Annotated in this window: 24 protein-coding genes and 1 tRNA gene; 8 read left to right on the top strand and 17 right to left on the bottom strand. The window is 66.1% G+C overall.

Going from position 1 to position 18,901, the window contains the following annotated elements:
* Positions 1-18: 18 nt before the first annotated feature.
* The 4 genes from IBX53_RS01760 to IBX53_RS01775 all read right to left on the bottom strand — a co-directional run bounded on the left by IBX53_RS01760 (position 19) and on the right by IBX53_RS01775 (position 2,298).
* Positions 19-444: a PRC-barrel domain-containing protein gene (locus IBX53_RS01760; RefSeq protein WP_290904420.1), complete on the bottom strand. Its 426-nt coding sequence runs from the start codon at positions 442-444 to the stop codon at positions 19-21.
* A 339-nt stretch (positions 445-783) separates the two neighbouring features.
* Positions 784-1,002 carry a glycine zipper 2TM domain-containing protein gene (locus tag IBX53_RS01765; protein ID WP_290904423.1) on the bottom strand — a complete coding sequence of 73 codons (219 nt, stop codon included), beginning with the start codon at positions 1,000-1,002 and terminating at the stop codon, positions 784-786.
* 236 nt (positions 1,003-1,238) lie between these two features.
* The gene (locus IBX53_RS01770; RefSeq protein ID WP_290904426.1) at positions 1,239-1,787 is read right to left on the bottom strand and encodes a YaeQ family protein; all 549 of its coding nucleotides are present in this window, start codon (positions 1,785-1,787) and stop codon (positions 1,239-1,241) included.
* Positions 1,788-2,210: 423 nt separating this feature from the next.
* A tRNA-Ser gene (locus IBX53_RS01775) sits at positions 2,211-2,298 on the bottom strand.
* Between the two features lie 119 nt (positions 2,299-2,417).
* Here IBX53_RS01775 and IBX53_RS01780 point away from each other — a divergent pair.
* The 7 genes from IBX53_RS01780 to IBX53_RS01810 all read left to right on the top strand — a co-directional run bounded on the left by IBX53_RS01780 (position 2,418) and on the right by IBX53_RS01810 (position 5,741).
* Positions 2,418-2,864, top strand: coding sequence for an NUDIX hydrolase (locus IBX53_RS01780; protein WP_290904430.1), 447 nt, complete (start codon positions 2,418-2,420; stop codon positions 2,862-2,864).
* 93 nt (positions 2,865-2,957) lie between these two features.
* Positions 2,958-3,626, top strand: coding sequence for a Bax inhibitor-1/YccA family protein (locus tag IBX53_RS01785; RefSeq protein ID WP_290904431.1), 669 nt, complete (start codon positions 2,958-2,960; stop codon positions 3,624-3,626).
* Positions 3,627-3,702: 76 nt separating this feature from the next.
* Positions 3,703-4,095, top strand: a complete 393-nt coding sequence (gene tusD / locus IBX53_RS01790; protein ID WP_290904433.1) for a sulfurtransferase complex subunit TusD — start codon at positions 3,703-3,705, stop codon at positions 4,093-4,095.
* A 9-nt stretch (positions 4,096-4,104) separates the two neighbouring features.
* The gene (locus IBX53_RS01795) at positions 4,105-4,488 is read left to right on the top strand and encodes a DsrE family protein (protein WP_290904435.1); all 384 of its coding nucleotides are present in this window, start codon (positions 4,105-4,107) and stop codon (positions 4,486-4,488) included.
* A 29-nt stretch (positions 4,489-4,517) separates the two neighbouring features.
* Complete coding sequence (tusB, locus tag IBX53_RS01800) at positions 4,518-4,808, top strand: sulfurtransferase complex subunit TusB (RefSeq protein ID WP_290904437.1); 291 nt, start codon at positions 4,518-4,520, stop codon at positions 4,806-4,808.
* A complete protein-coding gene (locus IBX53_RS01805) occupies positions 4,808-5,161 on the top strand; it encodes a TusE/DsrC/DsvC family sulfur relay protein (RefSeq protein ID WP_290904439.1) in 354 nt (117 codons plus the stop codon). Before tusB ends, IBX53_RS01805 begins: the two co-directional genes overlap by 1 nt.
* Positions 5,162-5,168: 7 nt before the next feature.
* Positions 5,169-5,741 carry an ACP phosphodiesterase gene (locus IBX53_RS01810; protein ID WP_290904441.1) on the top strand — a complete coding sequence of 191 codons (573 nt, stop codon included), beginning with the start codon at positions 5,169-5,171 and terminating at the stop codon, positions 5,739-5,741.
* Here IBX53_RS01810 and glp read toward each other — a convergent pair.
* From glp to IBX53_RS01865, 11 genes are all read right to left on the bottom strand, one after another.
* Positions 5,738-6,940, bottom strand: coding sequence for a gephyrin-like molybdotransferase Glp (gene glp, locus IBX53_RS01815; protein ID WP_290904445.1), 1,203 nt, complete (start codon positions 6,938-6,940; stop codon positions 5,738-5,740). The two genes, IBX53_RS01810 and glp, sit on opposite strands and share 4 nt — an antisense overlap.
* Positions 6,933-7,454: a molybdenum cofactor biosynthesis protein B gene (moaB, locus tag IBX53_RS01820; protein ID WP_290904447.1), complete on the bottom strand. Its 522-nt coding sequence runs from the start codon at positions 7,452-7,454 to the stop codon at positions 6,933-6,935. The genes glp and moaB overlap by 8 nt, the downstream gene beginning before the upstream one ends.
* Positions 7,454-7,771: a DUF1244 domain-containing protein gene (locus IBX53_RS01825; RefSeq protein WP_290904449.1), complete on the bottom strand. Its 318-nt coding sequence runs from the start codon at positions 7,769-7,771 to the stop codon at positions 7,454-7,456. The genes moaB and IBX53_RS01825 overlap by 1 nt, the downstream gene beginning before the upstream one ends.
* A gap of 98 nt (positions 7,772-7,869) precedes the next feature.
* Positions 7,870-8,928, bottom strand: a complete 1,059-nt coding sequence (locus IBX53_RS01830; protein ID WP_290904452.1) for a formate dehydrogenase subunit gamma — start codon at positions 8,926-8,928, stop codon at positions 7,870-7,872.
* A gap of 9 nt (positions 8,929-8,937) precedes the next feature.
* Complete coding sequence (gene fdh3B, locus IBX53_RS01835) at positions 8,938-9,552, bottom strand: formate dehydrogenase FDH3 subunit beta (RefSeq protein ID WP_290904454.1); 615 nt, start codon at positions 9,550-9,552, stop codon at positions 8,938-8,940.
* Between the two features lie 26 nt (positions 9,553-9,578).
* On the bottom strand, positions 9,579-12,434 hold the full coding sequence (locus tag IBX53_RS01840; protein ID WP_290904456.1) for a formate dehydrogenase subunit alpha: 2,856 nt from the start codon (positions 12,432-12,434) through the stop codon (positions 9,579-9,581).
* A 26-nt stretch (positions 12,435-12,460) separates the two neighbouring features.
* Positions 12,461-12,664 carry a twin-arginine translocation signal domain-containing protein gene (locus IBX53_RS01845; protein WP_290904460.1) on the bottom strand — a complete coding sequence of 68 codons (204 nt, stop codon included), beginning with the start codon at positions 12,662-12,664 and terminating at the stop codon, positions 12,461-12,463.
* Between the two features lie 112 nt (positions 12,665-12,776).
* On the bottom strand, positions 12,777-13,406 hold the full coding sequence (locus IBX53_RS01850; RefSeq protein ID WP_290904462.1) for a molecular chaperone TorD family protein: 630 nt from the start codon (positions 13,404-13,406) through the stop codon (positions 12,777-12,779).
* Positions 13,407-13,410: 4 nt separating this feature from the next.
* Complete coding sequence (locus tag IBX53_RS01855; RefSeq protein ID WP_290904465.1) at positions 13,411-15,132, bottom strand: 4Fe-4S binding protein; 1,722 nt, start codon at positions 15,130-15,132, stop codon at positions 13,411-13,413.
* Positions 15,133-15,181: 49 nt separating this feature from the next.
* A complete protein-coding gene (locus IBX53_RS01860) occupies positions 15,182-15,763 on the bottom strand; it encodes a DUF3306 domain-containing protein (RefSeq protein ID WP_290904466.1) in 582 nt (193 codons plus the stop codon).
* Positions 15,760-16,191: a DUF3305 domain-containing protein gene (locus IBX53_RS01865; RefSeq protein WP_290904469.1), complete on the bottom strand. Its 432-nt coding sequence runs from the start codon at positions 16,189-16,191 to the stop codon at positions 15,760-15,762. The genes IBX53_RS01860 and IBX53_RS01865 overlap by 4 nt, the downstream gene beginning before the upstream one ends.
* 104 nt (positions 16,192-16,295) lie before the next feature.
* On the opposite strand from IBX53_RS01865, the gene IBX53_RS01870 reads away from it, so the two are divergent.
* Positions 16,296-17,150 (top strand): formate dehydrogenase accessory sulfurtransferase FdhD, encoded by an 855-nt coding sequence (locus IBX53_RS01870; RefSeq protein ID WP_290904471.1) that lies wholly within the window; start codon positions 16,296-16,298, stop codon positions 17,148-17,150.
* Between the two features lies 1 nt (position 17,151).
* On the opposite strand, the gene IBX53_RS01875 is transcribed toward IBX53_RS01870, so the two are convergent.
* A complete protein-coding gene (locus IBX53_RS01875; RefSeq protein WP_290904473.1) occupies positions 17,152-17,784 on the bottom strand; it encodes an XRE family transcriptional regulator in 633 nt (210 codons plus the stop codon).
* A gap of 147 nt (positions 17,785-17,931) precedes the next feature.
* Positions 17,932-18,885 (bottom strand): histone deacetylase family protein, encoded by a 954-nt coding sequence (locus IBX53_RS01880; RefSeq protein ID WP_290904475.1) that lies wholly within the window; start codon positions 18,883-18,885, stop codon positions 17,932-17,934.
* Positions 18,886-18,901: the final 16 nt, after the last annotated feature.

Here is an 18,901-nt window from a genome sequence, read left to right on the forward strand (position 1 = left end):
AGCCGGGGAAGGGTACCGTTAGTTGGCGTCGTGCTCGTAGTCGTCGGCCTCCTCGAGGGTGTCCTGGTCGGCGTTGATGCGTACGACGTAGTCGTCGTCCTCCTGGGACAGGACCACGCCATCCCAGTCGATGGCGACGACTTTCTCGCCCATGCCCATCAGGCCGCCCATGCTGACCACCAGAGCGATGATCTGGCCATTCTCGTCGAGCAGGAAGTTGTCGATGCTGCCGATCTTCTCGTCGTCGCTGGCCATGCTCCTGACGTCAGCCCCCATCAGGTCACTGGCGTGAAGCGTGCCACTGGGCTGTTCGGTCAGGAAGGTGACTTTCGTTCCGGCATAATCTGTCTTGTCGGCATGTTCGTCGGCCACGGAAACACTGGCGGCCAATAGCATGGCCGGGGTAAGCGTCAGACTTAACAGGAAAGGCTTGATCATGTTCATGACATGCTCCTTGTCTACGGGTCGGTGCGTTTTCGGTGGCGCTTCACTCCTTGAGGCGCGTAGTGCAACATCCTGTTCTGGCACGTCCGTCGCCACACTCACGCAAGAGTAGGCCGATAAGTTGTTGTGGTCTGTGCGCTGGCGAACGTTGGAAAAATGGCCAGAATAAATCACGCTGCGTTGTCCGAGTGATTATCGAGGCGCACTCCCGACATGTTGCCGATTTCGAGGCGGCATTGCGCTTCTTCGTCACTTCATGCTTACAGGGTCTTGCCAAGCAGGCGCGGGGGAGTCAGCAGCGGAACCCTGCAAAGCACCGCGGCGGTAGCGGGTAAATGATCAGGGCTTGCTGATCTCATGGCCGATGACGCCGCCTACGGCCGCACCACCGACGGTGCCGACAGCCGAGCCGCCGGTGAGGACAGAACCACCCACGGCGCCCACGCCTGCGCCGACCACCGTGCCTTTGTCCTGTGTCGACATGCCGGAACAGGCGGCCAGAGAGAGCGAGACCAGCAGGATGGACGTCGCCAGCAGGGAATTTCTGACAGATTTCATGAGGGTGTGACTCGGGTTGAGGATCTTGGCTGCAGCGGCTGTTCGCTTCGGCGGAGCCGCTGCGAGGGACTGCTATCCTCAGAATAGTGGCAGGACGAGGGTCTTATCCGTTGGCTGCCACACATAGCCGTGACGAAGGGGCGCAGAGACACCCCAGGGGATCTGGGCGGCTGGCGCCGTTGATGTGGGACACGGAACCCGCAGCCCGGGAACGACGGACAACGGGGTGCGTCAGGTCATGAGCGCGGCTGCAGTCGAATGTCGATGCTCACCTCGATGGACTCCTCGGGACTGGCAAGCCAGATCATCCCGTCCTGGAGCGTGGCGTTGAGGTCCATACCACGGGCCGCGAGTCTGGCCAGGGCAGTGACGCTCTCGGGAGCGACATCGATGACCGTGAGGTTGGAGAGGCTGCGCAGCTTGCCGGCGAGCTGCTCCCACCAGAGCCGGGAGCCCTGGCCGCCATAGGTGTAGATCACCACCTGTTGCGCACGGCCGCAGGCCCGTCGTATCTCGCGTTCGTCCGGCTGGCCGAGCTGAATCCACAGTTCGATCTCGCCTGTGAGGCTCCTGCGCCAAAGGTCTGGCTCGTCATCGGCGCTGACGCCGCGCCCGAAGGCCAGGTCTGGATGGGCGTGACGCGCAAATGCCAGCAGCCGCAGCATCATGCGCTCGTCGGTCTCGGATGGGTGGCGGGCGACGGTCAGCACATGCTCGTCGTAATAGTGACGGTCCATGTCGGCGACCTGCAGCCGCGCCTTGCAGATGGTGGCCTTCAGCGCCATGGCGAACTCCTGGGAATGGTGGGCAGTTTGCGCGACAACGTACCAGGCACCTGAGTGGCTCCGGCGTGATCGTTCGGCTTGTCGGCCGGGTGGATCAGGGCCTGTGTGTCCTGGTCGTGCTCGGGGTAGAGCGACAGCATACCTGAGCCGATAAACCGTGGGCGATCCAGTCGGCTTTTCCAATCCTCCCTGTTGCCTTGCTTCTTGATAGCGTGAGCGTCGAGGCGATGAAATTCGAGCTGTCAATCGACATGGATGCCGTGCCATGAAAGCCCGCATGACCGCCGAGAAGGCGTTTCGCCTGCTTGCCGATGGGATGTCGCGTTCCGGAACGGAAGCCTTCTTCACCACTTTTTTCGGGGACCACTCCAGAGGGGGGTAAAACAAAAAACCAGCCACAGGTGGCTGGTTTTCAAGATGTTATGGCGGAGGGGCAGGGATTCGAACCCTGGGAACCTTGCGGTTCGTCGGTTTTCAAGACCGGTGCAATCGACCACTCTGCCACCCCTCCGGCTTACGGCGGTGAATATTACCAGCTTTCGGTGCCGGGTCAAGAGGGCTATGGGATCAAGGCGTTAGCCAGGTCACCGACAGGGTGGCACACTGGGCACTGCCACGCCGGAGCCTGCCATGACCCAGACCAGCAATATGCCTTCGTTACCGGTAGCCGCCGTCTCCTGCGCGGTGGAGAGAGAAGGGCGCCTGCTGATGGTGAGGCGGCGCAACCCGCCCAATGCCGGGCGGCTGTCGCTTCCCGGGGGCAAGGTGGAGCCCGGCGAATCCCTTGCCGCCGCCGCGGCGCGAGAACTGCTCGAGGAAACCGGCGTGCGTGCCAGGGCTTCCCGACCGCTCACCGCATTCGACATCATCGAACATGATGACGATGGCAGGCTGCGCTTCCACTATGTCGTGGTGGTCATGCAGATGTCCTGGGATGCGGGGGAGCCAACGGCCGGCGATGACGCCACGCACGCCTGCTGGATGGACCTTCAGGCCCTCACGGCGGCCGAAGGAGATGTCTGCGACACGGCGGCCGAGGTGGGGATGCAGCTGCTTGGTGCAAGGAATCATCGTTGAGCCATGCCCGGACAAGGGCTTGCGCGGGGAACCTGGAGTGGGCATTCTAGGTCCATTGTAACGATCCATCAAAACACAGGGAGCCCTGGACCCATGGCATACCAAGATACTCAGCTAACTCGCCCGCAGAGCCAGGCGATCGGCACCAACAAGGTGCTGCGCAATACCTATGGCCTGCTTGCCATGACGCTGCTGTTCTCGGCGGTCACGGCTGGCGCTGCGATGGCCATGGGCGTCGAGCGCATGAACATCTTCGTGTTCTTCATCGGCGCCTACGGCCTGATGTTCCTCGTCCACAAGACTGCCAACTCGGCTCTCGGCCTGCTTACGACGTTCGCCTTCACCGGCTTCATGGGGTTTACCCTGGGGCCGATTCTCAACGCCTACCTGGCACTCCCCAACGGCGCGGCGCTGGTGATGAATGCCCTGGCCATGACCGGCCTGACCTTTATCGGCCTCTCCGCCGTGGCGCTGATCTCCAAGAAGGACTTCAGCTTCCTGGGTAACTTCCTGATGGCCGGCGCCATTGTGCTGATCCTGGCCATGGTGGCGGGTCTGGTCTTCCAGATTCCCACCCTGATGTTGATGGTCTCCGCCGGTTTCGTGCTGTTTGCCTCCGCGGCGATCCTCTACCAGACCAGCGAAATCGTGCACCGGGCAGGCGAGACCAACTATATTCTCGCCACCATCACTCTCTATGTGTCGATCTATAATCTCTTAATCAGCCTGCTGTCGCTGCTCGGTATCATGAGCAGCGACTGAACCTGGCCGGTCACGAGGACCTCGGCTGGCCCCGCCTCGGCGGGGCCAGCCTGTTTGTGGAGTGTAAAGATCCATGATGCGTTACGGGATTCTGCTGATGGGCGCACCCTACAGCAGCCAGGCTGCTCACTCCGCCCTGCGCTTTGCCCGAGCGGTGGCGGGGCGAGGCCACCGCCTGGAGGGGGTATTCTTCTACCATGACGGCGTTCACAACGCCGCACGTCTTGCGGCACCGCCCCAGGACGAACCGCACCTGGTGGATGGTTGGGCGGCACTGGCCGAGGACCATGGCGTGTCGCTCCAGGTCTGTATCGCCGCTGCGCTCCGACGCGGCCTTCTCGATGAGCGCGAGGCTGCCCGACACGGCAAGCAGGGCCATAGCGTCGAGCCTCCCTTCGAGCTGACCGGGCTTGGCCAACTGGTGGATCTCGGCCTGCGCTGCGATCGCCTGGTGACGTTCGGACCCTGAGGAGGTGGCATGGCAAACGACAAGGCGCAATGGATGGAGGGTGATCTGCTGGTGATCCTGCGCCACGGGCCCCACGGCACCAGCTGGCTGCGCGAGGGTCTCGATGCTGCCCTGGTCGCCGCCGCTTTCGGGCGCCGGGTGACGCTCCTGTTCATGGGTGAGGGCGTCACCGCCCTGGTGCCCGGGCAGAGTGGCGGCCCCCTGGGGCAGAAGGGCACCGCGCCGACGCTCGAGATGCTCGAGATGTACGATATCGATTCCCTGCTGGTGGAGGCCGATGCACTGGCCCGTTTCGGTCTCTGTGTCGATGGACTCCTGCTGCCAGCGAGGGCAGCAGGCCCCCTCGAGCTATCCGCGCTGGCCAGGACGCATGCACTGGTACTGACCTTCTGAAGGTGGCGGTGCCACCGGGAGAGACATTGATGCTTCTGCATATTCTCAATCGTTCGCCGGCCACCAGCGAGGTCTACCGACAGGCGCTTTCAGCCATGGGGGCGGCCGATCGCCTGCTGCTGATCGAGGACGGCGTTCAGGGTGCCCTGGGGCCCCTGGTTGAATGTTTCGGCGACCTTACGGGCCGCCTTTATGCCCTGGAGGAGGACCTCTCCGCCCGTGGACTGGTACCGCTGTGCGATGCGTCGGTGGTGAAGGTCGACGTGGAGGGGTTCGTGACCCTGACCGAGGAGGCCATGCGTACGGTGAGCTGGTTCTGATGGCAACTTCAGAAATATACCGTTATCTTGATTTCAAGGGAGCTAGCGTACCGCTCGATCCGGAAGGCTACCTCATCGATCTGGACGACTGGAACCCCGATGTCGCCAGGGCAATAGCCAACGAGGAGGGTATCGAGCTGACCCATGAACACTGGGAAATCATCGAGGTCCTGCGTGACTTCTACCGGCGTTTCGAACAGGCGCCAGCGATGCGACCGCTGGTCAAGGCGGTGACAAAGGCCCTGGGCGAAGAGAAGGGGCGGTCTATCCACCTGATGCGCCTCTTCCCCGGCAGCCCTGCCAAGCTCGGCGCGCGCATTGCCGGGCTGCCCAAGCCCACCAACTGCCTGTGAGCACCGCGTGAATTTCCTGGCTCATGCCTGGCTGGCCCGTGGCGGCAGCGATGAGTTCCTGTGGGGCAACCTGATTGCGGACGGGGTCAAGGGGAGTGACCTGTCGGCCTGGCCTGGTGACGTCGCGGTGGGGATCCGCCACCACCGTCGGGTGGACGCCTTCGTGGATGCCCATCCGGTGGTGGCCGAGATCCGTCGCCGGGCGCCGTCCCGCCAGCGTCGCTATGCCGGAATCGCCCTGGACCTGGTGTGGGATCACTTCGTGGCGCGTGAACTGGAACTTCAGGCGCAACCGTCGCCGCTGATTGCTCGCACCTACCGGGTCCTGCAGACCCAGCCGGCGCCGGCGCGTCTGGCCACCCTGGTGCCAGTGCTGGTGGAGCAGGACTGGCTTAGCGGCTATGCCGATTTCGCCTTCACCTGCCGCGCCATCGCCGGCATCGGACAGCGCCTTGCCGGCCCCAACCGCCTGGCCGAACTAGTGCCCTGGCTCGAGGAGGAACACAGGCGGTTGGAAGAGGACTTCCAGCGCCTGTGGCCGGAAGTCCGCCAGGCTCTGGAGGTGCCGGAGCAACGCTAGCCGCTGAGCCAGAGGCAATCGACGCGGTCGCCCTCCTCGAGGCGCGTCTCCGGTGGGACCACCGCCAGGGCGTCCGCCGCGATGCAGGAGGAGAGCACCCCGGAGTTCTGGTCGCGGAAGGCGTGGGCGCTGATCTCGTCCGCCCCGAACTCGAGGCGAACGCGCATGTAGTGGGCGCGGGGGCCTGTCTGGGTGGCAAAGGCGGCTCGCGCGGTAAGTCGCGGTAGCTTGAGCAGCGACGGCGCGCCGAGCAGGGCACCCATCAGGGGGCGCAGGAACAGCCAGGCCCCCACGAAGCACGAAACCGGATTTCCGGGCAATCCCACGAAGCGGGCCTCATGTCCCTCGGCCGGGAGTCGCCCCAGGGCCAGTGGCTTGCCGGGCCGAATGGCCAGGCGCCACATGTCCAGTTGCCCGAGCGCCTCCACCGCCGCCTTGACATGATCCTCCTCGCCGACACTAACGCCACCCGTGGTGATCACCACATCCGCCTCCAGGGCCGCCGCGGCTAGGGCCTGGCGGGTGCCCTCGGCATCGTCGGGAATCGCGGCGACCCTCACCACCTCGGCGCCGAAACGCTCCAGCAGGCGCCTGAGCATGGGACGGTTGGAGTTGTAGATCTGCCCCGGGCCCAGGGGTCGGCCGGGGTCGACGATCTCGTCCCCGGTGGAGAGCAGCACTACCCGGGGACGGCGGCGCACCGTCACCTCGGTGATGCCCTGTCCGGCTAGATGGCCGAGTGCCCCGGCCTCGAGGGGCTCGCCGCTCGCCAGTAGCTCGTCACCCGCATTGACGTCGCGGCCGCGGCGGCGGACGTTGTCGCACTCCGGGATGCCATCGGGAATCCGCACCCGGTCGCCCTCCACCTCGACCCGCTCCTGCATCACCACGCAGTCGGCCCCCGGCGGGAGCTCGCCGCCGGTGAAGATGCGCGCACAGCTGCCCGGTGCCAGCGGAACGGCCTGGGCCCCGGCGGCGATGCGCTGGCTCACCGGCAACCAGCCGCCGGCGTCCGCGTGGCACAGGGCATAGCCGTCCATGGCGCTGTTATCGAAGGGGGGGACGTCGAGGCGTGCCGGTACCGGCTCGGCGAGGATGCGCCCGGCGGCCTCTTCGCAGACTAGCCACTCCCCGGGAAGAGGCTGGACCCCTTTCAGCAGCGCCGCCAGGGCCGCCTCGACGGACTTGAGGTCAGTCATGCTGGCCTCGTTCGGGAATGACCAGATTCGCGAAGTTACACGGCTTGTGCCGGCTGTCGAGCTGCTCGGCCAGGATCCCGTCCCAGCCTGTGCGACAGGCCCCGGTGGAGCCGGGCAGGCAGAACACCACGGTCCCGTTGGCCAGGCCGCCCAGGCAGCGGCTCTGTACGGTGGAACTGCCGATCTCCTCCCAGCTGAGCTGGCGGAACAGTTCGCCGAACCCCTCGATCTGCTTGTCGAGCAGCACGCCCACCGCCTCCGGGGTCGAGTCGCGGCCGGTGAAGCCAGTACCACCGGTGGTCAGGATCACCTGCACTTCGGGGTCGGCGATCCACGCTGAGACCACGGCGCGAATCCGGTAGATGTCGTCCGGCACGATCTGTTTGTCGGCCAGGCGATGCCCGGCGGTGGTCAGCCGCTCCACCAGGCTCTGACCGCTGCGGTCCGTGGCCTCGCTGCGGGTGTCGGAGATGGTCAGCACCGCCACAGAGAGGGGAATCATCGGCTCGCTCATCACGCGTCCCCCTGTTTCTGTGCCTGACGGGCCTCGAAGGCGGCCAGTTGCTCGGGCGTGGCCTCCTGCTGGTACTTCTCCTTCCACTCGCCGTAGGGCATGCCGTAGACGAACTCGCGGGCCGTCTCGTAGTCCAGTTCCGCACCGCGCTCCTCGGCGGCAGTCACCAGCCACTTGGAGAGGCAGTTGCGGCAGAAGTCGGCCAGGATCATCAGGTCGATGTTCTGCACCTCCTTGTGTTCGTTCAGGTGCCTGAGCAGACGGCGGAAGGCCGCAGCCTCAAGCTCCGTGCGGGTCGTGTCATCGAGGTGTTCCATGGGGCGTCTCCCTGGCGTAGTGGGTGTCATGTCGTCGCCAGCATAACAAAAAGACACCGCCTTCTGGCGGTGTCGAGGGGGAGGGCTGTCAACGGGTTTCATCCGGGCCGGGAGGCGGCCTCGTCACCGCCTTGTGTGGCGGGGCGACCGGCGGCGAGCTGTTCCTCGGGAATCACCTGGTCCTTGACCTCTTCGTACCAGAGGTTGTGGTGGTCCTTGGCCCAGGTTTCGTCCACATAGCCGGTGGTCATGCCCTCGAGCGACCCCTCCGAGCCGATGCTGCCGATATAGGCATGGCCCAGCGCCACGGCCGTCAGGCCCAAGGCCCCCACGGCATGGATGATGTTGGCCCACTGCATGGTGTCGCGGCTCTGGCCATAGTTGGGGAAGTCCAGCACGAAGCCGCTGGCGACCACCGCCAAGCCGGCCGTGGCCAAAATCCAGAACCACATCTTCTCGCCACCGTTGGCGAAGCCGGCATCGGGGTGCCCCTTGCCGATCATGCCACCGCCCAGCCTGAACCAGGACAGGTCATGGCGCTTTGGCCAGTTGTGCTTCAACAAACGGGCCAGCAGTACCACCAGCAGGATACCGAACAGCGGCCCCAAATAGTTGTGGGCGACCTTCGAGGCGGAGATCATCGCGCCCCACACGGCATCCCCGAACAGTGGCCGGAAGACGAACTTGCCGTAGAGCAGGTTCAGCCCCGAGAGCGCTAGCACAATAAATAACGTAGCCACGGTCCAGTGGATCGAACGCACGAACAGCGACCAGCGTAGCAACTTGCGGCCGGTGCGTGGTTGGCTGAGGTCCATGCGGCCGACAATCACGTAGAACAGCGAGATCACCACGATAATCCCGCCGACGGCGATCAGGCCGAAGGGGGAGACCCAGCGGTTGCGCAGTTGACGCCAGCTCTGCCCACTGGCGTTGATCAGGTTGTAGGTGGAGTCGGCCCGGCTGTCGCGGAAGTTTGGGCCGACCTCACCGCTGCGCACCAGGCGCCAGGTGTCCGGCGAGACGCCACCCACCGCAGTGGCGGCCTCGCGATCCGGGTCGGCCTGGGCCAGCACCGGTTGGGCAAAGGCCAGACCTAGCAGTAGCGCAAGGGCCAGGGCCAGCATCCGCCATAGCGGCCAGGCAGTTGGCATATCCATGGAGCCTCCTTACCCCTGGCGGGTCGCATCGTAGGCGAGGTTGTCGGCATCGGCGCGGGGGTTCCCCGACCAGCCACCGTCCGCATGGCCGCGCTGCACCACCCGCTGGCGGAAGATGTCCGCCACCGTCTGGGCATCACCGGCCAGCAGGGCCTTGGTGGAGCACATCTCCGCGCACAGCGGCAGCTTGCCGTCGGCGATGCGGTTGGCCCCGTATTTCTCGTACTCCTCCTCCTTGCTCTCCGCAGGCCCGCCGGCACAGAAGGTGCACTTGTCCATCTTGCCGCGCTCGCCGAAGGCGTTTTGCTTGGGGAACTGCGGCGCCCCGAAGGGACAGGCGTATAGGCAGTAGCCGCAGCCGATGCACAGGTCCTTGTCGTGCAGCACGATGCCGTCGTCGGTCTTGTAGAAGCAGTCGGTGGGACAGACCGCCATGCACGGTGCGTCGTCGCAGTGCATGCAGGCCACTGAGATCGATATCTCGCCGGGTTCACCATCGTCGAGGGTCACCACCCGACGACGCTGGATACCCCACTCGACGTCGTTGGCGTTCTTGCAGGCAGTGACGCAGCCGTTGCACTCGATGCAGCGTTCCGCGTCGCACATGAATTTCATCTGAGCCATGGGAATCTCCTGGTAGGCGAGCGTAATCAGCTGGCTTTCTCGATACGACACAGGGTGCACTTGGTCTCCTGCATCTGCGTCACGGCGTCATAACCATAGGTAGTGGCGGTGTTGACTGCCTCGCCGAGCACATAGGGCGCCGAGCCTTTCGGGTAGCGGTCATGCAGGCTCTCGCCCTGGAACATGCCGCCGAAGTGGAAGGGCATGAACACCACTTCGCGCGCGACCCGGGGCGTTACAAGGGCCTGGACACGAATGCGGCCGCCTTCGGCCCCCTCGACCCAGACCATGTCGCCATCGGCCACCGCCAGCTCGTTGGCCAGCGCCGGATTGATCTCGACGAACATCTGCTGCTGCAGCTCGGCCAGCCACGACATGGAGCGGGTCTCCTCGCCGCCTCCCTCGTACTCCACCAGGCGCCCCGAGGTGAGGATGATCGGGTAGCGACCTGAGTTGTCATTGTCCTGGATGCTCTTGTAGAGCGTCGGTAGGCGGTAGTGGGAGGCAACGTCATCCCAGGTGGGATAGTCCGCGACCAGGTCGCGGCGGCTGGTATAGAGCGGCTCACGGTGCTTGGGGATCGGGTCCGGGAAGGTCCATACGTTGCAGCGCGCCTTGGCGTTGCCGAAGGGGGCACACTCATGGGCGACGGCCACCCGCTGGATGCCGCCGGAGAGATCGGTCTTCCAGTTCTTGCCTTCTGCCTCGGCCTGCTCCTCCGGCGTGAGGTCGTCCCACCAGCCCAGGTCCTTAAGCATGGCAGCGGTGAACTCGGGGTAGCCGTCGTTGAGCTCGGACCCCTCGCTGTAGGAGCCATCGGAGAGGATGTTTTCGCCGTTGCGCTCGATGCCGAAGCGTGCCCGGAAGGTGAGGCCGCCCTCGGAGACCCGCTTGCTGGTGTCGTAGAGGATCGGCGTGCCGGGGTGGCCCATCTCGGCGGTGCCCCAGCAGGGCCAGGGCAGCCCATAGTAGTCGCCATCGGCGGGACCGCCCTCGGCCTGCAGGTTCTCGAAGCTGAAGGTGTGCCAGTTCTGCTGGTGGGCCTTGAGTCGCTCGGGGCTCTGACCGGTGTAGCCGACGGTCCACATGCCGCGGTTGAACTCACGGGTGATGTCCTCGATGACCGGCTCGGTGCCGTTCACCTCGATGTGCTTGAACAGCTCATCGGCGAAGCCCAGCTTGCGCGACAGCAGGTACATGATCTCGTGGTCGGGCTTGGACTCGAACAGCGGCTCGATCACCCTGTCCCGCCACTGGATGGAGCGGTTGGTGGCGGTGACGCTGCCGGTGGTCTCGAACTGCGTCGCGGCGGGCAGCAGGTAGACCCCATCCTGGCGGCCGTGCATCACGCTTGCCACGGTGGGGTAGGGGTCGACGATGACCATCATTTCGAGCTGCTGCATCGCTTTCTGCATCTCGGTGCCACGGGTCTGGGAGTTGACCGCATGGCCCCAGTAGAACATCGCCTTGAGCCGGGTCCTCTGGGAGATCGCGTCCTCCTCCTCGAGCACGCCGTCAACCCAGCGCGACACCGTGATGCCGTTGCTGTGCATCGGCTTGCCGTCGGCATACTCCGTCTGGTCGAAGCGGCTCTTCAGCCAGTCGAGGTCGAGGTCCCAGACCCTCGCCCAGTGGGCCCAGGCCCCCTCGGCGAGGCCGTAGTAGCCAGGCAGGGAGTGTGACATCAGCCCCAGGTCCGTCGCCCCCTGGACGTTGTCGTGGCCGCGAAAGATGTTGGCGCCCCCGCCGGACTTACCGACGTTGCCCAGCGCCAGCTCGAGGATGCAGTAGGCGCGGGTGTTGTTGTTGCCGGTGGTGTGCTGGGTACCGCCCATGCACCAGACGATGCACCCCGGGCGGTTCTCGGCCAGACGGCGGGCGGTGTCGAACATCTGCGCCTCCGGCACGCCCGTGATGCGCTCCACCTCGCTGGGCGGGAAGCTGGCTACCTCGGCGCGGACCTCATCCATGGCATAGACGCGCTGGTTGATGTATTCCTGGTCTTCCCAGCCATTCTCGAAGATGTGCCAGAGCAGACCCCAGATGAAAGCCACGTCCGAGCCGGGGCGGATGCGCACGAAGCTGTCGGCCTTGGCGGCTGTGCGGGTGAAGCGTGGGTCGACGACGATGATCTGGGCGTGGCTGCGCTCCTTGGCCAGCAGGATATGCTGCATGGCCACCGGGTGCGCTTCGCTGGGGTTGGAGCCGATAAACATGATTGACTTGCTGTTCTGCATGTCATTGAGCGAGTTGGTCATCGCTCCGTAGCCCCAGGTGTTGGCCACCCCTGCCACGGTGGTGGAGTGGCAGATGCGCGCCTGGTGATCGGTGTTGTTGGTGCCGGCCAGCGCGGCGAACTTGCGCATCAGGTAGGCCTGTTCATTGCTGAACTTGGCCGAACCCAGCCAGTAGATGCTGTCGGGACCGTGCTGCTCGGTGAGCTGGAGGACCTTGTTGCCGATCTCTTCGATGGCGTCCTCCCAGCTCATGCGCTGCCACTCGCCCCCCACCAACTTCATGGGGTACTTGAGGCGCCGGCTGGAGTGGCCGTGCTGCCGCAGGGAGGCGCCCTTGGCGCAGTGGGCCCCGCGATTGATGGGGTGGTCGAAGGCTGGCTCCTGCCGGGTCCAGATGCCCTCCTGCACCTCGGCATAGACGCCGCAACCCACCGAGCAATGAGAGCAGATCGTTCGCTTGGTCTCCACCGGCGAGTCGAGCACGGGGGTCTTCTCTGCGGCTTCGCTGCGACGCATCATCGGCGCCCCCATGAAGCCGGCCGCGGCGAGGCCGCCCGTGGCCGCGCCGCTTCGCTTGAGGAATTGGCGGCGGGAGATGCCAAGCCCGGGGGCCTTGGGGGCATCACTTTTACGAGTCAGACGCATGGTGTGATCTCCTGGATCTCGAGCCGTCAGTCACGCAGGGTAGCGTAGAAGGTGCGGATATGGTCGGTTTCCCGGTAGCCCTCGGCTCGGTCGGCCGGGGTTTCGGCGCGAGGCGTCTCGGCCTGCACCAGGGTGACTTGACCGACGGCGGCAGCCGCCCCCGCGGCCGCGGTGCCGATACCGAGGGCCTTGAGGAAGCGACGGCGTTGTGGGTTGTTGGTCTTGCTCATGGAGGTTTCCTCGTTCATGCCGTGGCCGTGAATTGGCGCGGTGTCAGGTGGGGCCTTGTCTTTATCTTAGTCGTCGTCATGGGTCACTCTCGCGAGCCGGTGTCAGTCGGTGTCAGGGCTCCACGAGCCTGACCGGTTCCTGCGCTGCCTCGCTGGCAAGCAGCGCCTCTTCTCTGTCGATGAAGGCGCGGCCGAGTCGGCCGAGCCCCGAATAGAAGGCACTCTCCACCCCGGCCAGGTCCGTCAGGCAGACCGCCGCCCAGGGAGCCAGGTGGGTCATGAAGAAGCGCGCCTCGGCGGGCGAGCCTGCCTCGATGAGCAGGGCCATCGTCTCGCAGAGCGCGGCCAGATGGTCCTCTGGTTCGCGGGCCTGCGCGTCGCGCTCGATGCCCAGCACCTTGAGGTCACGGCGCAGCGCGACCAGGGCCTGGTCCATTAGCTCGCCATCGCGATACCAGGAGGCGTAGGGAGTTACGTCGCCTTGGATGACGCCAACCAGGTGCCGGAAGTGCTCCCGGGCCAGCGCCTCCGGGCGGGACTGGCGCGACGACGCGACGAGCTCGCACCAGAACGACGCCAGCGGACTGGCCTCATCCTCGACCTCGAGATCGCCCAGCCAGGCCAGCAGCTCGGCATCGGGCGCCTCGCGCAGCAGGCGCGCCAGCAGGCGGTAGACATCGGCTCTCAAGGCCTGGGCCTCGCCCGGCCCGGTCACCGCCTCGTGCATGACAGTCTCGCTCATCGGTTCACACCTTCAGTTGCGATTCGGGGTCCCGTGCCAGGTCCTGCCAGACATCCCGTACGCGGCAGTCCTCGCACATCTCGAGCCGCGAGATCGCATCACCGGCGAAGTAGGGATGGTCGGCGAGCTTCGCCTTGATGCTGGCGATGGTGCTGGCGGTGGCAAAAGGCTTGCCGCAGCGGATGCAGTCGAAAGCGGCCTCCGCATGGCAGACGTGCCGCTGGTGGCGGGCAGGGTCGGCCAGGAAACCCGGGAGCAGGGCGATGGCCTCCTCGGGGCAGGCGTCCGCACAGAGGCCACACTGCACGCAGTCGGCCTCGCGGAAGCTGAGCTCCGGACTTTCCGTGCCGGCCGCCAGGGCGGGCGTCGGGCAGCTCGCCACGCAGGCCATGCAGAGGGTGCAGCGCTGGGTATCGACGGCGAGGCCCCCGTAGGCGGCCTCGCGGGGCATGGCATGCCGGGCCCCGTCCTGCTCTCCCAGGGCGGCAAGGTGGTCGAGTACCTGGTTGAGCCGGTCCCGCTTGCCCGAGGCATCGAGTTCGAAGTCATCAGCGGGGAGCGGCGGGCAGGCGGGCAGGGCATCCCGGGCCAGGGTGTCGCCGACAGCGACCACCGAGAGCCGTTCGGGCGCATGTCCCAGTGCCTCGAGGAGGGCGCGTGCCTGGGCGAGCTGGTCGTCGAGGAAAGCGACCAGGCGTACGGGCATGTCGGGGTGATGCTGCAGGCGCACCTCGGCGGCACCGCCGGCCAGGGCCGTCAGCCACTGGTCGTGGCCAGCGGCGCCGAGCTCCTCGAGGGGCACGTCGAGGACATGGCCGGCCGGGGATTCATCGGGCAGCAGGTGGTCGCTCGCCACGAAGCGCACCACCGGCTGGCCGCCGCCCGCCTCGCGGTAGGCCGCAAGCCAAGCCAGCAGGGTCTCCTGCTGGCGATGGGACTCAGGCATGCGGAACTCGATGGCCCCGGTGGGGCAGGCGCTGCTGCAGCTGCCGACACCGTGACACCGGTAGGGGTCGATCTCGATGCGCGACCCGACACGGCCCTTGAGGCTTTGGATCGCATCGGCGGGACAGACTTCGAGGCAGCGCGCGCAGCCGGTGTTGCCGCTGGCCGAATGGGCACAGAGCGCGTGATGAATCTGGAAGTAGCGCGGCTTGTCAAACTCGCCGACCAGGGCGGCAAAGGCGTCGAGCCGGGTCGGCGTCTCCGGGGCGGCCCAACGGGTCGCGACATACCCTGGCGGAGGCAGTTCCAGCGCCAGGGCCGGGGTTTCGCCGAGGTCGAGGACCTGGTCGAAGTAGTCGCGGTTGGCCAGGGCGCGGGCCAGGTCAAGCGGGGTCTCGCCATGCTCGAGGGTGACCAGGAAGCGGCCCAGGTATCCCTCGATGCGAAGTCTCGCCGCCTGCTCGCGGGCCAGCCGATGGTGCGTAAGGCCGGCGGTATTGGCCAGCAGGATTTCGTCATCATCGACACCCTCCTCGCCGGCGGCAGCAGGAACAGGCTCGGTGAACAGCAGCGTGAGGGAACGAAGCCCCCGTTCCTGCAGGGCAAGGGCGGCGCGGCGCACGTCACGTTCGTTGCCGAGGAGCAGGGCGTGGCCCTGGCTGAGGTACCCGACGCTCGCCGGAGCCAGGTTGAGTGGCCAGGAGGCGCGGCGGTAGGCCGCTTCCCTCGCCTTACGGTTGCCGACGTCGTCCACGGCGATCGTGTCGATTCGCTGATTCATGCCACCTCACGGTCAGAATGTCGTCATTATTGTTTTGAGTAGCTATTTGCTAAGTCTGATCGGTTCTAGTGATCCCGTCACCTCGCCCTTGGTCTAACACCTCCCCGTGGCAGGCAGGGCCGCCACCAGCGAGGCACTCGTCCCCTTGCCGCCCCTCTGCGTCATCGTCGGCAGATGCCATGCCTGTCTCCACCGTCTCGACCGACCGCTCATCGACCGGCGCGTCCATCGCCTCAACGGTGTCCGCCCGGGGCTCCTCCTCGTCGAGCTGACGGGTCCAATGCCGGAGTCGCTGGGCCAGTTCGGCCGCCAACGGCTTGAGTCGCTGGCGATAGTCATCGTCGTAGTCATCGAGGCCGTCACGAATCCCGTAATGGTCGCCCGAGAACATGCGGCGCAGAGCCCGTCGACGCAGGCCGTCGCTGACGCCCGCCTGCAGGAACGCCGTGAAGTCGCTTCCGGCAGGGAGGGCGTCGGGGTCGGGAAGGGAGGCATCCAGGCTGCCCGGCTCGGGCTCCGCCGCGGTGGGCTGCTCGGCCTCCTCACGCGCGGCGACCGCCTCCTCGGCCGGTGCTTCTTCCACGAGCTCATCGCCGAGCTTGCGGCGTGACCAGCGGCTCAGTCGGCTCATACGGTCTGCTCCTGGGCGCGTCCGGCGCCCTTGCGCTTCTTCTTGCGGCCCTCATCGGGGGCCTCCCCGTGGCGGGCGAGATAGGCCTCGATCCAGGCCTGGATTGCCAGCGGCATCGCCACCTCGAGCACTTGCTGCTCGCCATCGAGCCAGGCAGCGGCGACGTCCTGGCTGGCCGTGACCGCCGACGGGCTGGGGGTGGCGCCGCTCTCGCCGGCGCGCACGAACAACCGTGGCGTGCCCGCCTCGAGATTGAAGCGATAGGCGGCACGTTCGGTCAGGAAGAGCTGGAGCCTGAGTACCCAGGGGCCTGTATCGCCGGGAGACAGGTCGGTGATGGTCCATCGGGTCGAGGTGAACCCCTTGACCTGGTGGGACTCACCGGCGAGGTCGAGGCTCAGGGTGGCCTGGCTGCTGGAAAGGGACATGGCGTGGTGCTCGAAGGGGATATCACGATCTATAGCTTAACATTAAAGACACCGGAAGCGGGGAATGCCATCATCTCCCTCAACACGTTGCCGAGGAACCGTCGATGCATGACATCAGTCTGAGCCGGGCCCGCCTGCCCGCCACCCTGGAGATCGAGGTATTCGACGAGTTCGGCGAGGCGAGGCGCCAGGCTATCGCCGCCGAACGGGCCCTGACCCTCTACCTCAACAAGCGCGAGATCGTCACCCTGATGACACTGGGCGCCGATCCCGAGGCGCTGGTGGTGGGCTACCTGCGCAACCAGGGGCTAATCGCCTCCCGGGAGGACCTGCTGGCGGTGCACGTGGACTGGGACGTGGAGGCGGCGGCGGTGGTGACACGCCACGAGCCGGAGGACCTGGAGGAGCGCCTGGGGCATCGCACGGTGACCACCGGCTGCGGCCAGGGCACGGTGTTTGGCCGGCTGCTCGAGGCCATTCCCCGCCACCCCCTACCCGAGACACCGCTGCGCCAGTCGGTGCTCTATGGGCTGCTGGAAAACCTCGGGGAGCACAACGAGACCTACCGCAGCGCCGGCGCCGTGCATGGCTGCGCACTCTGCCGACAGGAGCAGGTGCTCGACTTCGTCGAGGATGTGGGTCGCCACAACGCCGTGGATACCCTGGCGGGACGCCAGTGGCTGGTCCAGGCGGACTCGGCGGGCGCAGACATCTTCTATACCACCGGGCGCTTGACCTCGGAGATGGTGCTCAAGGTCGCCCAGATGGGCATCGGGGTGCTGGTCTCGCGCTCCGGGGTGACCCAGAAGGGAGTCGAATTGGCCAGCCGCTTCGGGGTGATGCTGATCGCCCGCGCCAAGGGGCGACACTTCCAGGCGATCCATTCCGCCGGACGCCTGGTGCTGGATGCAGTGCCACCGCGCCGCCCGGGTGATCGCGCGGCCGGGGGCGGGCGCTGAATCAGGCGGCGTCGACCCGCGTGCAGACCGACAGCACCACGGCATCCGCCTGGCTTACCGACACCAGCGCATGGCCCATGTCGCTGTCGAAGTAGATGCTGTCACCCTGCTCGAGACGCAACGGTTCGTAGAACTCGGTGTAGAGCAGGATCTCGCCGTCCAGCACCATGAGAAACTCCTCGCCGTCGTGGCGCACCCACTCGTTGAACTCCTCGAAGCTGCGGGCACGCACGATGGTCTTGAAGGGGATCATGCGCTTCTGGGCCAGCTCACAGCTGAGCAGTTCGTGCTCATAGGTCGGCGTGGGGTGCTGCTGGCCATGGCCGCGGCGGGTCAGGTCGCGGCGCCCCATGGTGCGGCTCTGCTGGCGAGGCGGCGTAAGCAGCTGGGGCAGGTCGATACCGAGCCCGCCGATCAGCTTCTGCACAGCGGTGAAGGTGGGGGAGATCTGCTCGTTCTCGATCTTGGAGAGCGTCGAGCGGGCGAGCCCGGTGCGCTGGCTGACGTCCTCGAGAGTCCACTGGTTGGCCAGGCGTATCTCGCGCAGGCGCTCGCCGAGGCGCAGCGGTTCGACGAGCGGCTTGCGGCCCGAGGCGATGCGCAGGGCGGCGTCCTGATCGGTGGTGGCGGTCATCGGCAGAAATTCACTATCGGAAACAGGTTTCCTGAAGCTTACCACAGCCCGGCGGCGATAACGCCGCCGCCAGGCCACCCTGGCGGTGCCGCTGCCAAGGGACATTTCCCGCCGCCTGGAAACCCTCGCGCAGGTAGCGACAGGCGGCTAGGCCAAGGGAGCCGGTGCGTCGCTGAAGGGTTGGCCCAGCAGCGCCTTGAGGTGGGCCTCGACGCTGCGCCCGAGGGAGTCGAGGTGGTAGCCACCCTCCAGCACCGAGACCAGGCGGTTATCCGCGTAGAGCGCGGCGATCTCCAGGGCCATGTGGGTGACCCAGTAGAAGTCCTCCTCCTCCAGGCAGAGCTCGGCCATCTCGTCTTCGCGGTGAGCGTCGAAGCCCGAGGAGAGCAGCACCAGCTCCGGCTTGAAGCGATGCAGGGCAGGGAGCCAGTCGTCCTCGATGGCACGACGGAACGCGGCGCTGTCGGTCCCCGCCTCCAGCGGCGTGTTGATGACGTTCTGCCACTCGCTGCGCAGGTAGCGCCAGGGGTAGAAGGGATACTGGAAGCTGGTGCAGACCAGCACATCGGGGTCATCCTTGAAGATGTCGATAGTGCCGTTGCACTGGTGGACGTCGAAGTCGAGGATCGCGATGCGCCTTGCACCATACTTCTCGCGGGCGTGGGCGGCGCCCACCGCCACGTTGTTATAGAAGCAGAAGCCCATGGCGTCGGTGGCCTCGGCGTGGTGCCCGGGAGGGCGCACGGCACAGAAGACATTGTCGGCCTGGTGGCGAAAGACCTGATCGACGCCGCGAATCACCGCCCCCGCGGCCACCCGGGCGGCGCTGAGGCTGTCCGGGTTCATCATGGTGTCACTGTCCAGGGTGACGATGCCCTCGTCCGGGACACACTTGTCCAGGGCGCGCAGGTGGCGCAAGGGGTGAACCCGGGCCAACTGCTCCTCGGTGGCCTCGCGCGCCTCGGACTGCATGGTCTGTTGCAGCAACCCGGAAAGGGACAGCCTGGCGCGAATCGCCTCCAGCCGGAGGGGGCTCTCGGGGTGCTCGGGACCCATGTGGTGAAGCATGCAGTGGGGGTGGGTGATATAACCGGTGATCATTGGTGCCTCCAGGCTG

It is taken from the genome of Halomonas sp. (genome assembly GCF_014859505.1).
In the GTDB taxonomy this organism is placed as follows: Bacteria; Pseudomonadota; Gammaproteobacteria; order Pseudomonadales; family Halomonadaceae; genus Halomonas.

What these genes read in the sequence shown, in the direction of transcription:
- IBX53_RS01760 (WP_290904420.1), bottom strand. Translation starts at nt 444, where the DNA reads ATGAACATGATCAAGCCTTTCCTGTTAAGTCTGACGCTTACCCCGGCC.
- IBX53_RS01765 (WP_290904423.1), bottom strand. Translation starts at nt 1,002, where the DNA reads ATGAAATCTGTCAGAAATTCCCTGCTGGCGACGTCCATCCTGCTGGTC.
- IBX53_RS01770 (WP_290904426.1), bottom strand. Translation starts at nt 1,787, where the DNA reads ATGGCGCTGAAGGCCACCATCTGCAAGGCGCGGCTGCAGGTCGCCGAC.
- IBX53_RS01780 (WP_290904430.1), top strand. Translation starts at nt 2,418, where the DNA reads ATGACCCAGACCAGCAATATGCCTTCGTTACCGGTAGCCGCCGTCTCC.
- IBX53_RS01785 (WP_290904431.1), top strand. Translation starts at nt 2,958, where the DNA reads ATGGCATACCAAGATACTCAGCTAACTCGCCCGCAGAGCCAGGCGATC.
- tusD (WP_290904433.1), top strand. Translation starts at nt 3,703, where the DNA reads ATGCGTTACGGGATTCTGCTGATGGGCGCACCCTACAGCAGCCAGGCT.
- IBX53_RS01795 (WP_290904435.1), top strand. Translation starts at nt 4,105, where the DNA reads ATGGCAAACGACAAGGCGCAATGGATGGAGGGTGATCTGCTGGTGATC.
- tusB (WP_290904437.1), top strand. Translation starts at nt 4,518, where the DNA reads ATGCTTCTGCATATTCTCAATCGTTCGCCGGCCACCAGCGAGGTCTAC.
- IBX53_RS01805 (WP_290904439.1), top strand. Translation starts at nt 4,808, where the DNA reads ATGGCAACTTCAGAAATATACCGTTATCTTGATTTCAAGGGAGCTAGC.
- glp (WP_290904445.1), bottom strand. Translation starts at nt 6,940, where the DNA reads ATGACTGACCTCAAGTCCGTCGAGGCGGCCCTGGCGGCGCTGCTGAAA.
- moaB (WP_290904447.1), bottom strand. Translation starts at nt 7,454, where the DNA reads ATGAGCGAGCCGATGATTCCCCTCTCTGTGGCGGTGCTGACCATCTCC.
- IBX53_RS01825 (WP_290904449.1), bottom strand. Translation starts at nt 7,771, where the DNA reads ATGGAACACCTCGATGACACGACCCGCACGGAGCTTGAGGCTGCGGCC.
- IBX53_RS01830 (WP_290904452.1), bottom strand. Translation starts at nt 8,928, where the DNA reads ATGGATATGCCAACTGCCTGGCCGCTATGGCGGATGCTGGCCCTGGCC.
- fdh3B (WP_290904454.1), bottom strand. Translation starts at nt 9,552, where the DNA reads ATGGCTCAGATGAAATTCATGTGCGACGCGGAACGCTGCATCGAGTGC.
- IBX53_RS01840 (WP_290904456.1), bottom strand. Translation starts at nt 12,434, where the DNA reads ATGCGTCTGACTCGTAAAAGTGATGCCCCCAAGGCCCCCGGGCTTGGC.
- IBX53_RS01845 (WP_290904460.1), bottom strand. Translation starts at nt 12,664, where the DNA reads ATGAGCAAGACCAACAACCCACAACGCCGTCGCTTCCTCAAGGCCCTC.
- IBX53_RS01850 (WP_290904462.1), bottom strand. Translation starts at nt 13,406, where the DNA reads ATGAGCGAGACTGTCATGCACGAGGCGGTGACCGGGCCGGGCGAGGCC.
- IBX53_RS01855 (WP_290904465.1), bottom strand. Translation starts at nt 15,132, where the DNA reads ATGAATCAGCGAATCGACACGATCGCCGTGGACGACGTCGGCAACCGT.
- IBX53_RS01860 (WP_290904466.1), bottom strand. Translation starts at nt 15,763, where the DNA reads ATGAGCCGACTGAGCCGCTGGTCACGCCGCAAGCTCGGCGATGAGCTC.
- IBX53_RS01865 (WP_290904469.1), bottom strand. Translation starts at nt 16,191, where the DNA reads ATGTCCCTTTCCAGCAGCCAGGCCACCCTGAGCCTCGACCTCGCCGGT.
- IBX53_RS01870 (WP_290904471.1), top strand. Translation starts at nt 16,296, where the DNA reads ATGCATGACATCAGTCTGAGCCGGGCCCGCCTGCCCGCCACCCTGGAG.
- IBX53_RS01875 (WP_290904473.1), bottom strand. Translation starts at nt 17,784, where the DNA reads ATGACCGCCACCACCGATCAGGACGCCGCCCTGCGCATCGCCTCGGGC.
- IBX53_RS01880 (WP_290904475.1), bottom strand. Translation starts at nt 18,885, where the DNA reads ATGATCACCGGTTATATCACCCACCCCCACTGCATGCTTCACCACATG.